General features: G+C 56.3%; 17 protein-coding genes and 1 pseudogene. All 18 read right to left on the reverse strand.

Features of this window, described 5'->3' with window-relative positions:
• Window positions 1-60: 60 nt before the first annotated feature.
• Window positions 61-843, reverse strand: coding sequence for an SDR family NAD(P)-dependent oxidoreductase (locus ACR0EN_RS20145; protein ID WP_480588444.1), 783 nt, complete (start codon window positions 841-843; stop codon window positions 61-63).
• A gap of 54 nt (window positions 844-897) precedes the next feature.
• A complete protein-coding gene (locus ACR0EN_RS20150) occupies window positions 898-1,518 on the reverse strand; it encodes a 2OG-Fe(II) oxygenase family protein (RefSeq protein WP_170624960.1) in 621 nt (206 codons plus the stop codon).
• 40 nt (window positions 1,519-1,558) lie between these two features.
• Window positions 1,559-2,107: an amino acid synthesis family protein gene (locus ACR0EN_RS20155; RefSeq protein ID WP_170624959.1), complete on the reverse strand. Its 549-nt coding sequence runs from the start codon at window positions 2,105-2,107 to the stop codon at window positions 1,559-1,561.
• A gap of 161 nt (window positions 2,108-2,268) precedes the next feature.
• The gene (rplP, locus tag ACR0EN_RS20160; protein ID WP_039538270.1) at window positions 2,269-2,682 is read right to left on the reverse strand and encodes a 50S ribosomal protein L16; all 414 of its coding nucleotides are present in this window, start codon (window positions 2,680-2,682) and stop codon (window positions 2,269-2,271) included.
• 12 nt (window positions 2,683-2,694) lie between these two features.
• A complete protein-coding gene (rpsC, locus tag ACR0EN_RS20165; RefSeq protein ID WP_008758042.1) occupies window positions 2,695-3,405 on the reverse strand; it encodes a 30S ribosomal protein S3 in 711 nt (236 codons plus the stop codon).
• A complete protein-coding gene (rplV, locus tag ACR0EN_RS20170) occupies window positions 3,405-3,785 on the reverse strand; it encodes a 50S ribosomal protein L22 (RefSeq protein WP_039538267.1) in 381 nt (126 codons plus the stop codon). The genes rpsC and rplV overlap by 1 nt, the downstream gene beginning before the upstream one ends.
• Before the next feature lie 3 nt (window positions 3,786-3,788).
• Window positions 3,789-4,067, reverse strand: coding sequence for a 30S ribosomal protein S19 (gene rpsS / locus ACR0EN_RS20175; protein WP_010437056.1), 279 nt, complete (start codon window positions 4,065-4,067; stop codon window positions 3,789-3,791).
• 3 nt (window positions 4,068-4,070) lie between these two features.
• A complete protein-coding gene (gene rplB, locus ACR0EN_RS20180; protein WP_008757664.1) occupies window positions 4,071-4,913 on the reverse strand; it encodes a 50S ribosomal protein L2 in 843 nt (280 codons plus the stop codon).
• 307 nt (window positions 4,914-5,220) lie between these two features.
• A complete protein-coding gene (locus ACR0EN_RS20185) occupies window positions 5,221-6,255 on the reverse strand; it encodes a fatty acid desaturase (RefSeq protein WP_480588446.1) in 1,035 nt (344 codons plus the stop codon).
• A 251-nt stretch (window positions 6,256-6,506) separates the two neighbouring features.
• Window positions 6,507-7,139 carry a hypothetical protein gene (locus ACR0EN_RS20190; RefSeq protein ID WP_480588448.1) on the reverse strand — a complete coding sequence of 211 codons (633 nt, stop codon included), beginning with the start codon at window positions 7,137-7,139 and terminating at the stop codon, window positions 6,507-6,509.
• The gene (locus ACR0EN_RS20195; protein ID WP_010437040.1) at window positions 7,136-7,432 is read right to left on the reverse strand and encodes a 50S ribosomal protein L23; all 297 of its coding nucleotides are present in this window, start codon (window positions 7,430-7,432) and stop codon (window positions 7,136-7,138) included. The genes ACR0EN_RS20190 and ACR0EN_RS20195 overlap by 4 nt, the downstream gene beginning before the upstream one ends.
• Entirely contained in the window at window positions 7,429-8,046 is a 618-nt protein-coding gene (gene rplD / locus ACR0EN_RS20200; RefSeq protein ID WP_010437039.1) for a 50S ribosomal protein L4, read from the reverse strand. Before rplD ends, ACR0EN_RS20195 begins: the two co-directional genes overlap by 4 nt.
• The gene (gene rplC, locus ACR0EN_RS20205; RefSeq protein WP_170819047.1) at window positions 8,043-8,768 is read right to left on the reverse strand and encodes a 50S ribosomal protein L3; all 726 of its coding nucleotides are present in this window, start codon (window positions 8,766-8,768) and stop codon (window positions 8,043-8,045) included. The genes rplD and rplC overlap by 4 nt, the downstream gene beginning before the upstream one ends.
• An 18-nt stretch (window positions 8,769-8,786) precedes the next feature.
• Window positions 8,787-9,101, reverse strand: coding sequence for a 30S ribosomal protein S10 (gene rpsJ, locus ACR0EN_RS20210; protein WP_008756422.1), 315 nt, complete (start codon window positions 9,099-9,101; stop codon window positions 8,787-8,789).
• 151 nt (window positions 9,102-9,252) lie between these two features.
• Window positions 9,253-9,732 carry a hypothetical protein gene (locus ACR0EN_RS20215; protein ID WP_170819048.1) on the reverse strand — a complete coding sequence of 160 codons (480 nt, stop codon included), beginning with the start codon at window positions 9,730-9,732 and terminating at the stop codon, window positions 9,253-9,255.
• Window positions 9,733-9,879: 147 nt separating this feature from the next.
• Window positions 9,880-9,993, reverse strand: a pseudogene (locus tag ACR0EN_RS20220) (EF-Tu C-terminal domain-related protein); the annotation flags it as partial.
• 49 nt (window positions 9,994-10,042) lie between these two features.
• The gene (locus ACR0EN_RS20225; protein WP_170819049.1) at window positions 10,043-11,869 is read right to left on the reverse strand and encodes an amidohydrolase; all 1,827 of its coding nucleotides are present in this window, start codon (window positions 11,867-11,869) and stop codon (window positions 10,043-10,045) included.
• 124 nt (window positions 11,870-11,993) lie between these two features.
• A partial coding sequence (locus tag ACR0EN_RS20230; protein ID WP_211330766.1) for an EF-Tu C-terminal domain-related protein occupies window positions 11,994-12,083 on the reverse strand: 90 nt, incomplete at its 5' end.

Here is a 12,083-nt window from a genome sequence, read left to right on the forward strand (position 1 = left end):
AAACCGGGCAGCAGATCACTACTGCGACCTTTCTGGATCCCGACAAACGCGGCCAAGTGCTCAGGCACCTTTCTCCTGCATTTTCCGAACCATTTTCAGGCGCGCGCGTCGCGGCAGCAACGGCATGACCCAACCCAGCACAAACGCGAGCGACTTATCGTTGATCACCGTGAGCTTCCCATCGATCATGGCGTCATAGCCGACTTTGGCCACGGCCTCAGCGGTCGCCCCTTTTTGGGCAACAAGCTTCGTGCCCTCAAGATTTGCCGCAGCAGCAAATTCGGTCACGACATAGCCCGGCTCCAGCGCCGTCACAGTGACGCCCTTACCTTTCAGCTCCTCCGCGAGCGCCTGACTGAAACTCGAAACATAGGCCTTGGTGGCAAAATAGGTCGCCTGCAATGGACCCGGCATATGCGCCGCCGTCGAACTGACATTCAGTATCTTTCCGCCACCGCCACTGATCATATCCGTGCCGAACAGATGACACAGAGAGACAAGGGCTTCGACGTTCAGCCGGATCATATCCAGATCGTCCGAAAGGCGGCGATCCAAAAAAGCCCCATGCCCTCCGAATCCAGCATTGTTGATCAGGTAGTCGACCGTCAGGTTTTTGCACTTGACGGCCTCATAAAGTTTTTCCGCGCCTCCAACAGCACCCAGATCAAGCGGAATCGCAGTGACAGTAACATCGTGGGCGGCCTCAAGCTCTGATCTGAGGGCATCTAACGCGTCTCCGCGTCGCGCACTGATGATCAGATTGCCGCCTTGTGACGCATGATAACGTGCCAATTCCCGGCCAATTCCGGATGATGCGCCTGTGACGAGAGCTGTTTTGGTCATAGTATCCTCCGACGAAGCAACCTGAGCGCTTTCACCTTGGCGCTTCAAGACGCTTCACTCCCATTTATAGTTGAAGCTGACAGAAATCCGCTCGTCCTCGGCCATGTTCATCGGCACTTCGTGGCGCAGCCAGCTTTCCCACAGCAGGACGTCACCTACCTGCGGCTTCATATAGATGAAAGGCTGCAATTCCCGGCGCCCGCCCTTCAGCCGCGTCGGTGCGGCCATCATGCGGCCCGACCGCGGGTCTTCCAGTTTCAACGCACTGGCCCCTTCGGGCATGGACACATAAGTCGTGCCTGAGATGACGCTGTGCGGATGCAGGTGGCTGGCATGCATCCCGCCTTCAGGAAGGATATTGATCCATAGATCCTCAAGCTTCAGTGCGCGGTCGTCCAGATCAAACTCCAAATCCTTGGCAAAAGCAGCGACGTGCTGATCCAGCACTTTGACAAGATCGGCAAATATAGGAAACCGCCAAGGCAAATCGGTCAGCGAAGCATAGCTGGTGTAGCCTGGATACGCATTCGCTTCACACCAGTCCTGCCCGGCCTCATCATCTTCAGCAATAACAACGCATGAACTTTCCAATTCCTCCGCGTCGATCCTGGGATCGAATTCGGACAGGTTTGCGCGATAGAGACGGGTGACGAAGAGTGATTCAATCTGTGCCATGGGCCGGGCATACCCCAGCCCTCTCGGCAAGACCAGCCGCTTAGGTCTTGATGGGCCCTTTGCCACAGCGTGGTATCGGGCGACCTCCGTCGGCATAGGCGAGGCACAGCACGATCTCATCCGGTTTCGGCGCATCTGGGATGTTCAGCGTCATCGTGTCGAAATGATCGAACGACCACGGATTGTCCTTGTGCCCCAGCGGAAGATCAATCGCGCAACCCGGCGCGCCCAGCTTGGCGTTGGACGGTATCACCGCCTCACCTCCGCCCACCGCAGCGCGCATGGGCGCACCGAGTTTGGGGTGAATCACCGCCCCGCCCTGCTCAAGATCGCCATTCATGCCGACAATCGCGGCTTTACCGTATGAGACCGGCGCTCCGTCCAGCTGAGAAATCACCTCGGCAGCGAGTTCCGGGCCCAGAATGGCGCCGATCTCGAACAACTCTGAAAGATCGTCCGAGAAGCGCCCGGCCAGAGGGTTCTGCATCACTGCCAGCGCTGCGACCCGATTGATCGGATCACAAGGTTGGCCCAACTGGTCGGTGGATATGACTTCTTTAATGAACAATTTTTTGCGTAGCTGAACCATAGGTCCCTCCCATACCTGCAAGCCAACCTAGGGGTGCGGCGGACGGAGGTCGACGTTTTTCAGGGCCCACGAAATCACGGGCTGCCGAGCCAAAAGAAAACCCCCGCCGGTTTCCCGACGAGGGTCATTCTTGTAACGAGTGGGGTCAAAGCCCCAATCGCTTACCAGTCTTCGCGGACCACAACGCGCGTCTTGATCGGCAGCTTCATCGCGGCCAAGCGCAGGGCCTCGCGGGCGATGTCGTCATTGACGCCGTCGATCTCGAACATCACACGACCGGGCTTTACTTTCGCTGCCCAGAAGTCAACGGAGCCTTTACCTTTACCCATACGGACTTCGGTTGGCTTCGAGGTCACGGGAGTATCCGGGAAGATCCGGATCCAGACGCGGCCCTGACGTTTCATGTGACGGGTCATGGCACGACGTGCAGCTTCGATCTGACGCGCGGTGACGCGCTCGGGCTGCAGTGCTTTCAGACCGTAGGTGCCAAAGTTCAGATCGGAACCGCCTTTGGCGAGCCCCTTGATCCGGCCTTTGTGCATCTTGCGGAATTTAGTACGCTTTGGTTGAAGCATATCTTTCCCTCCTTAGCGACGACCGCCACCAGCACCACGAGGTGCAGGGCCGTCCTGGAGTTCCTGTGCTTTACGGTCACGTGCCTGCGGATCGTGCTCCATGATCTCACCTTTGAAGATCCAGACCTTGATCCCGATGATCCCGTAAGGAGTCATCGCTTCGGCATGTGCGTAATCGATGTCGGCACGCAGGGTGTGCAGAGGCACGCGGCCTTCGCGGTACCACTCGGTCCGTGCGATTTCGGCGCCGCCCAGACGACCAGCGACGTTCACCCGGATACCCAGGGCGCCCATGCGCATGGCGTTCTGAACCGAGCGCTTCATGGCGCGACGGAACGAAACACGACGTTCCAGCTGCTGAGCGATGGACTCGGCAACCAGCTGCGCGTCAAGCTCGGGCTTGCGCACTTCGACGATGTTCAGGTGCAGTTCGCTGTCGGTCATACGAGCAAGCTTTTTGCGCAGAACTTCAATGTCTGCACCTTTCTTGCCGATGATGACACCGGGACGTGCAGTGTGGATCGTAACGCGGCACTTCTTGTGCGGACGTTCGATGATCACACGGGCAACACCGGCCTGCTTGCACTCTTTGTTGATGAACTCACGGATTTTGAGGTCTTCCAGCAGAAGATCACCGTAGTCTTTGGTGTCGGCGTACCAGCGGCTGTCCCAGGTGCGGTTGACCTGAAGGCGCATGCCGATCGGATTGACTTTATGTCCCATTAGGCTTGCTCCTCAACTTGACGCACCTTGATGGTGATCTCCGAGAACGGCTTCATGATCTTGCCGAAACGGCCACGGGCACGCGGACGACCGCGCTTCATGACCAGGTTCTTGCCAACCCAGGCTTCGGCGACGATCAGTTCGTCGACATCCAGGTTGTGGTTGTTCTCGGCGTTGGCGATTGCAGACTGCAGGCACTTCTTGACGTCCTGCGCGACACGCTTGTTCGAGAAAGTCAGGTCGGTCAGAGCCTTCTCAACTTTCTTGCCGCGGATCATCTGCGCAACCAGGTTCAGTTTCTGCGGGCTAGTACGGAGCATGCGCGTTTTCGCCATTGCTTCGTTTTCAGCCACGCGGCGGGGGTTCTTTTCCTTGCCCATGACTTACTTCCGCTTCGCTTTTTTGTCAGCGGCGTGACCGTAATAGGTACGAGTCGGCGAGTATTCACCGAACTTCTGACCGATCATGTCTTCCGAGACGTTGACGGGGATATGCTTATGGCCGTTGTACACACCAAAGGTCAGACCCACGAACTGGGGCAGAATGGTGGAACGACGCGACCAAATCTTGATGACTTCGTTGCGGCCCGACTCGCGCGCTGCTTCGGCTTTTTTCAGCACGTAAGCATCGACGAAAGGACCCTTCCAAACAGAGCGAGACATAGATTAACGTCCCTTCTTCTTGGCGTGCCGCGAGCGGATGATCAGCTTCTGGGACGCTTTGTTCTTGTTGCGGGTACGCTTACCCTTGGTGTCCTTACCCCACGGAGTAACCGGCGTACGGCCACCCGAGGTACGACCTTCACCACCACCGTGCGGGTGGTCGATCGGGTTCATTGCAACACCACGAACCGACGGACGAACGCCCTTGTGGCGCATACGACCGGCTTTACCGAGGTTTTGGTTGCTGTTGTCGGGGTTGGACACGGCACCAACGGTGGCCATGCATTCCTGACGGACCATGCGCAGCTCGCCCGAGCTCAGACGGATCTGAGCGTAGCCGCCATCGCGACCAACGAACTGAGCGTAAGTACCGGCCGCACGTGCGATCTGACCGCCTTTACCAGGCTTCATCTCGATGTTGTGGACGATGGTACCAATGGGCATGCCCGAGAAGGGCATTGCGTTGCCCGGCTTGATGTCGGCCTTGGCGGATGCCACGACTTTGTCACCAACAGCCAGACGCTGCGGAGCCAGGATATATGCCTGCTCGCCGTCTTCGTATTTTACCAGTGCGATGAATGCGGTCCGGTTCGGGTCATATTCGATCCGCTCGACGGTTGCCGCGACATCAAATTTGTTCCGTTTGAAGTCAACGATCCGGTAGAGACGCTTTGCGCCACCGCCGCGGCGGCGTGAAGTGATCCGTCCGGTGTTGTTCCGGCCGCCCGATTTGGTCAAACCCTCTGTGAGAGACTTGACCGGACGTCCTTTCCAAAGCTCCGAACGGTCGATCAGCACCAGCCCGCGCTGGCCCGGCGTCGTCGGCTTGTACGACTTGAGTGCCATGCTTTCTGTCTTCCGTTTAGCAAGTGCAGGGATTTCCCCGCTATGTGATAGGCCCCCGTAGGTGCCAAGGGTATAGGGCCCCGAAGGTCCCCGGTTACAAATATCAGAGGCCCCGGAACGAATCCGAGGCCGCAAGATTGGGAGCGTGTAGCAGTGTTGAGGATGGGTGTCTATAGGGTGCGGCCCAAGATTCTTATGGAGACCAAAGAAAAAGGCACCGCAACATTTGCCCCAGGTTCCAATTTCGCAAGTCGCGCGATCAGTGGGTATTGCTTATCCGGCCGGAAGAACTCAGGTAACTTGCCACTCACTGATACAATGCGCGAACCTCGGCGAAGGACAACAGGCGGCGGTGTTTTTCGTCCCACAGGTGCAACCGCGCGTTGGCAATGCTCTCACGAATGGTCATCCTGTTGCTGTTTGCCAACTCGTCGTGATCGCGCAGCACTTCGGTCAGGCGGTAGAACGGAATGCGGCTGTACAGATGGTGCACGTGGTGGATGCCGATATTGGCACTGAACCACTGTAGCACCGGCGGCAGAACATAATGCGAGCTTCCGTGCAGGGCCGCCTCGTGCAACTGCCAATCCTTGTCCGATTCCCAATGCGTTTCTTCGAATTGGTGCTGAACATAAAACAGCCATACTCCTGCAGTTGCCGCAATCAGGGTTGAGGGCAGAAAAATCAGTAGGACCGGCATCAAGCCGCCATAGTAGTAGACAGCAAAAAGTGCGGTCAGAATAGCTATATTGGTGCCCATCGCGCTGACCCAGAACCGAGCGTTACCAGTTAAACCCAAGGGCAGACGGTTTTGGAGCAGGAACAAATAGCCGGGACCAAGTACGAACAGTGTGACCGGATTGCGGTAAACGCGATACCAGAACCGGTTCATGGGAGACTTGGATTGGTACTCAGCCACTGTCAGCGTGTGGATATCCCCCATTCCCCGCTTATCCAAGTTACCCGAACTGTTGTGATGGTAAGAATGAGTGCGGCGCCAGACATCATAAGGTGTAAGGGTCAGCACCCCGATCACCCGTCCAACCCAGTCGCTGACTGTCCGGTTCTTGAAGAACGCCCCGTGCCCGCAATCGTGTTGGATCGCAAACAGGCGCAGCAGGAAGGCCGCATTCAGGACCGCAATGGCAAATGCCAGCCAGTAGCTGATGGATAATGCCATCCAGGACAGCGCCCAAAGCACAAAGAATGGGATAATGCTGACACCCAGCTCAAAGGAACTGCGCCATTGATTAGGTTCGCGGTATTTGGCAAGCGTCGAAACCCAATCCCGCGCGGCAGTTCTATCCGGGTTTTCCCGGGTCGAGAGAGAGGCTTCGGTCATGCGCCTGCCATGTCTTTTGTTTGTTGGAAGCCGGATAGACTACCCGCGCGACATAGCAAGCGAATTGTGCAAATTATGAGAGTTTAGCGCTCAAATTTTTGTGTCGCCGCGTAAGAACAACCCCCATGAGCACGCCACTTACCTCTCCCCAAAGACGCGTCCAATCACGGACCGCCGGATATATCGATGTGTGGTCTCTCTTCCAGGGTTGCACGTGCTTCTGAAGCGTTTCTGATGAGTCAACACAACTCTTACCCCAACGACCGCCTTCTGCAGAGCGGCTCAGACTCTACCGCGATACGTTGCTTGAGTTTGATATGACCCAAAACCTCGCGAAATGCGCGGTGCTTGGGTTTGCCTTCCAGATAATCCGCCAGTTTGAGCAGGTTGATCGGGTGCTTCATAATTAACGTCTCGATCCGCTGCACCGCTTCGTCCAGCACGTAGTGATCCACGTACTGGCAGGCCACCTGTGTGGGCGTAAGGAGACAGTAATCCTGCGGGCGTTTCTCAGTATAGCGCGTGATGTCGAAGGGCGACGCACCGAGGGCGTGGAACTTGGGGATGTGCACACGCATCTCGGCCTCGACGTGTTCCAACACCGTACCCGAGGTCTGGCGAAACCCCAGCGGACCAAGCTTACCGACCACATGATTGCGCATCGCCGGAGAGATCATGTCCACATCCGCCCGGTCGTATTTCAGATCGTCGAAAACCGACAAAAGCCCCAGCTTTTCATCGGCGATCTGAAAATAGGGCTCGGCGCTGAAAGCCCGCATCTTCTCCAACAACTGCGCACGCGCAGTTTCAGGGTCCGAAACGAAATCGGCCCCGGCGGGTTGAACCGCCGGGGCCGTGAATAGTCGCAGTAAGCGTCGGATCAAAGGCCGGTGCTCACGTCGATTGTGTTACCCTCTTCCAGGGTCACATATGCTTTTTTGACGTCTTTCCGACGGCCCAGCTGGCCGCGGAACCGCTTGACCTTGCCTTTGGTCACAGTGGTGTTCACCGCTTTGACCTTCACACCAAACAGAGCCTCAACGGCCTCTTTGATTTGCGGCTTGTTACTGTCGATCGCCACTTCAAAGACAACCGCGCCGTTTTCAGACGCCATGGTCGACTTTTCGGTGATGACCGGCTTGCGGATCACGTCGTAGTGTTCTGCCTTCGCGCTCATTTCAGACGAGCCTCCAGTGCTTCGACAGCCGCTTTGGTGAGCACCAGGGTGTCACGCTTGAGGATGTCATAGACGTTTGCGCCCATCGACGGCAGGATATCCAGACCTTCGATGTTCTTGGACGCTTTCAGGAACCCTTCGTTCACGGTCGCGCCGTCGATGACCAGAGCGCGTTTCCAACCCAGGTTTGCAACCTGTTTGGCCAGAGCGGCGGTCTTGCCTTCGGCTTCGGCGTTTTCGATCACAACCAGTTCACCGGCCTTGGCTTTCGCCGACAGAGCGTGGCGCAGGCCAAGCTTGCGGAACTTCTTCGGCAGGTCATGACCATGCGAACGCACGACGGGGCCTTTGTAGATACCACCACCACGGAAGATCGGCGCGTTACGGTCACCGTGACGCGCGCCACCGGTGCCCTTCTGGCGATAGATCTTCTTGGTCGAGTAGCTGGTTTCCGAGCGGGTCTTCACCTTGTGGGTGCCGGCCTGCGCGTTGTTACGCTGCCAACGGACCACACGGTGCAGGATGTCCGCGCGCGGCTCGAGGCCGAACAGGTCTGCATCCAGCTCGATGTTGCCGGCCTTGCCGCCGTCCAGTTTGATTACATCAAGTTTCATGCTTCACCACCTTCCGCGGGAGCTTCTTCCGCAGGTGCTTCGGTTGCAGCCGATTTCACAGCAGCCGGGAAAGGCAGGTCTTCCGGTGCTTTCTTCTTGACGGCGTCCTTGACGGTGACCCAGCCCGATTTCGGTCCGGGAACGGCGCCTTTGATGAAGACCAGGTTCCGGTCGGCGTCGGTTTTGACGACTTCCAGGTTCTGGGTGGTGACACGGGCAGCACCCATGTGACCGGCCATCTTCTTGCCTTTGAACACCTTGCCCGGATCCTGACACTGACCGGTCGAACCGTGCGAACGGTGGCTGATCGAAACACCGTGCGAGGCGCGCAGACCACCGAAGTTCCAACGCTTCATCGCACCGGCAAAGCCTTTGCCGATCGAGGTGCCCGAAACGTCAACTTTCTGACCTTCCAGGAAGTGTTCTGCCGAAATCTCGGCGCCCACATCAATCAGGCCATCTTCGGAGACGCGGAACTCGGCCAGCTTACGCTTGGGCTCGACCTTTGCAGCGGCGTAGTGACCGCGCATGGCCTTCGAGGTGCGTTTTGCTTTGGCAGCACCGGCGCCCAGCTGAACGGCAGTGTAGCCGTCTTTGTCAGCGGTGCGCTGTGCAACAACCTGCAGGTTGTCCAGGTGAAGAACGGTCACAGGGATCTGCTTGCCGTCTTCCATGAACAGGCGGGTCATGCCAACTTTTTTTGCGATAATACCAGAGCGCATAATCTATACCCTCCGATCTTACGACTGCAGCTTGATCTCGACATCCACACCAGCAGCGAGGTCGAGCTTCATCAGCGCGTCAACGGTCTGGGGGGTCGGATCAACGATGTCCAAGAGACGCTTGTGCGTGCGGATCTCGAACTGGTCGCGGGATTTCTTGTCAACGTGAGGGCCACGGAGAACCGTGAACTTTTCGATCTTGTTCGGCAGCGGGATCGGGCCGCGCACGTTCGCGCCGGTCCGCTTGGCAGTGTTGACGATCTCTTGCGTGCTGGCATCCAGAACGCGATAGTCAAATGCCTTCAGCCGAATACGGATGTTTTGGCTTTGCATAGATACAGCCTTTTACCAGGCGTTGAGGTTGAGAGGAGGACAGACGCGCATCGCCAACCCTCTTCGAACCCAAAAGGCGGGAATCATCCCGCCTTGATGTTCTTGATGAGAACTCGCGCGTATTAGTGGGGTTGGTGGGATTTGGCAAGGCCTATTTGATTGGACTTTCACCTGAAGTGTGCTTCTTAATCTGCTCTTCAGTGATGAGTTCTTCCGCAAGCGCACTCGCGAGACTATCAGCCACCCTCCAGCACTGAAAAAGCTCTTCATGCAACTCTTCTAAGTCAGCGACCATATCATCCCGCCCCACTTCGGACTGAATCTTATAGTTATGACGCTCAAAAAACCCGTGAAAAAGTTTGTTTCTTGCGACCAAGCCTCGTTTGAACTGTTTGATGATTAGATCGTCTTCAAACCGCAATTCTTGTTTTAGAATTTCCAGGACTCTGCCCAACGTGCTGCATTCAATAACTTCTAGAGCCCTTGCGGCCGCATTTGGGTCCTGTTCGCTGTACCAATTGTTGTTATGTCCCTTGCTCGCCAACACAACAGTTCCGAGCGCAGTCTCGAATAGCTGTGCCGCTTCCGCAGTAATTCCGAACTTTGCATAAAGCTGATCTCTACTCGCCATACAAAAGTCTATTTCAACTTCAGAAGCTGATTACAAGAAAAAGGCCTCCCCGAGGGACGGCCTTCTTGATTTCCTCACTGAGTTGCTCTCGGCAGATTTTTCCATGGAAAATCGCCTGCCGCAACCAGATGCGACAAGCGCGCCTTTCTCGATGATTTTCGATACTACACCGGCGCCGACGGTGCCGCCGCCTTCGCGGATCGCGAAGCGCAGACCGTTTTCCATCGCGATCGGTGCCATTAGCTCAACGCCGAACGATACGCATGTCCACCTCGGCTCCATTTTCGGTCTGTTTCAATCAAAACTTAACCTAATTCCTCACTAACCAAGGATCTTCTACCTTCATGCCTTGATAAACCGCGTGCAGGAAAAGATGAGCAATCACAGGGTCATTTGAAAATGGCGAGAATTGCAAATTGCCCTCTCTGACGCCCTCCTCAGCTTCATAGACAACCTCATCCCCTTTGACAGTCACCAGCACCTCAAGTTCAGCCAGAGTCTCCGGATCGACTGCCGTGGGATCATCCGACAGGATCACAAAATCCGCCACTTTGCCGACCTCAATCGAGCCCTTCTCATCTTCCTCAAAATGCTGCCATGCAGGCCAGATCGTCATTGCCTTCAATGCCGTCATGACATCGACCCTCTGATACGGCCCCAGAATGTCACCTGACCGCGTGCGACGCGTGACCGTAGCCGCAAGAACACGCATGCTATCTGGAAAGGCCACCGGCGCATCGTGATGCGTGCCGAACATCATGTCACGTTCGCGTAGCCATCCTGTAGGAGAGATATTGTCTGCATTGACCGGCCCAACAGTATGATCTCGGTGCCAATCGCCCCAATAAAACGTATGCATCGGGAATAACGACGGAAACACACCAAGGCGCTTAAAACTGGCAACCTGATCCTCTCTTAGAAACTGACCGTGCACCAGAACGGGCCGGTTGCCAGGGTCGCCATACTTGATCTGCGCCTCTTCGAGCGCAGCAATCAGCATGTCAGATGCTCCTTCGCCGTTGGAATGCACAAGGATCTGGAAATCATTCTCGTAACACCAGTTCACAGCGTCCTGGAGTTGTTCCATGGTTATGGCGGCATAACCTGCGTACCCCGCGGCATAGTTTCCAACCGGATCATAGTAGGGTCGATCCCGCAAAGCCGTGAAGCCCTGCGGCGAACCGTCAATTGTCAGCTTGCAGCCCCCTACCCGAACCCGGTTGTCATAATCCGCCGAGGTGTTTGCTCCGATATACTCCCTCGACTCGAGAACATCCGGAAACGCTACAACGTCGATAGGAAGCCCTTCTTCTGCGGCAACTTTCTTAAGAACTTCGACGATTTCACCTGAAGATCGACCTTCTTGTCCGGTCGTATATCCAAACTTTGCCCAGAGTTCGGTCCCAGCTCGGGCAAATGCTGCCAGACCTTCCTCACCCAAATTCCCCAGCATCGGCACGAGAACCGAAAAGAACGCGTACTCCTCCAGAACACCGTTTGGCTCTCCGGCCTCATCGCGTTGGATCACCCCGCCCGGAGGTGCTTCGGAAGCCGCCGTTATACCAGCCAATTCCAAAGCTTTCGAGTTTGCGACACCTATATGCCCAGACTGATGAATAATGACGACCGGCAAGTCCTCAGACACAATGTCCAGCTCTTGTCGTGTTGGGTGACGGAGTTCCCTTAATTGAGCATTGTCGTAACCAAAGCCGATGATCATTTTGACCTGCTCAACGGCTTGCGCATTCTCCTCGGCCCAGTCAGTCAGCGTGGATTGCAGACTGGCGATATCAATGACATCCCCGTCCGGTGGCGCAAGAAGGTTAGCGGACAGGGCTTGCAGGCCGCCCATGACGACATGTCCGTGGCTATCAACGAAACCCGGAAGCATCGCGCGCCCTTCCAGATCATAGGTCTCGGTTTCCTCACCCTGATGCACCGACAAGTCAGATAGCGACCCAACCGCAAGAATGCGCCCGTCTTTGACTGCGACAGCTTTGGCGGACGGAGCCGTATCGTCCATCGTTACAATTGGCCCGCCAAAATAGATCCGATCCGCAATCTGTTGTGAGGACGCTGAGGTAGATGAGAAAGCAACCGCTGCAACAAGACAAACTGAACGCGCTGAAAAGTGCATCTTATGACCTCTTTCTAATTGCAATGTCTCAATACGAAAGAAGTTAGCATTACTGTTGGCTTAGGCAAAAACGAAAAAGGGCGCCCCGAGGGACGCCCTTTCTTTGTATATTCGCTTACGCGAATTACTCGATGATTTTCGAGACGACGCCGGCGCCGACGGTGCGGCCGCCTTCGCGGATGGCAAAGCGCAGGCCGTCTTCCATCGCGATCGG

The sequence above is a fragment of the Ruegeria sp. AB7 genome, from assembly GCF_056542625.1.

Coding starts and splice junctions, on each gene's coding strand:
- rplD (WP_010437039.1), bottom strand. CDS start 8,046: ATGAAACTTGATGTAATCAAACTGGACGGCGGCAAGGCCGGCAACATC.
- rpsS (WP_010437056.1), bottom strand. CDS start 4,067: ATGTCTCGCTCTGTTTGGAAGGGTCCTTTCGTCGATGCTTACGTGCTG.
- rpsC (WP_008758042.1), bottom strand. CDS start 3,405: ATGGGACATAAAGTCAATCCGATCGGCATGCGCCTTCAGGTCAACCGC.
- ACR0EN_RS20185 (WP_480588446.1), bottom strand. CDS start 6,255: ATGACCGAAGCCTCTCTCTCGACCCGGGAAAACCCGGATAGAACTGCC.
- ACR0EN_RS20150 (WP_170624960.1), bottom strand. CDS start 1,518: ATGGCACAGATTGAATCACTCTTCGTCACCCGTCTCTATCGCGCAAAC.
- ACR0EN_RS20155 (WP_170624959.1), bottom strand. CDS start 2,107: ATGGTTCAGCTACGCAAAAAATTGTTCATTAAAGAAGTCATATCCACC.
- ACR0EN_RS20225 (WP_170819049.1), bottom strand. CDS start 11,869: ATGCACTTTTCAGCGCGTTCAGTTTGTCTTGTTGCAGCGGTTGCTTTC.
- rplV (WP_039538267.1), bottom strand. CDS start 3,785: ATGGGCAAGGAAAAGAACCCCCGCCGCGTGGCTGAAAACGAAGCAATG.
- rpsJ (WP_008756422.1), bottom strand. CDS start 9,101: ATGCAAAGCCAAAACATCCGTATTCGGCTGAAGGCATTTGACTATCGC.
- rplC (WP_170819047.1), bottom strand. CDS start 8,768: ATGCGCTCTGGTATTATCGCAAAAAAAGTTGGCATGACCCGCCTGTTC.
- ACR0EN_RS20195 (WP_010437040.1), bottom strand. CDS start 7,432: ATGAGCGCGAAGGCAGAACACTACGACGTGATCCGCAAGCCGGTCATC.
- ACR0EN_RS20145 (WP_480588444.1), bottom strand. CDS start 843: ATGACCAAAACAGCTCTCGTCACAGGCGCATCATCCGGAATTGGCCGG.
- rplP (WP_039538270.1), bottom strand. CDS start 2,682: ATGCTTCAACCAAAGCGTACTAAATTCCGCAAGATGCACAAAGGCCGG.
- ACR0EN_RS20215 (WP_170819048.1), bottom strand. CDS start 9,732: ATGGCGAGTAGAGATCAGCTTTATGCAAAGTTCGGAATTACTGCGGAA.
- rplB (WP_008757664.1), bottom strand. CDS start 4,913: ATGGCACTCAAGTCGTACAAGCCGACGACGCCGGGCCAGCGCGGGCTG.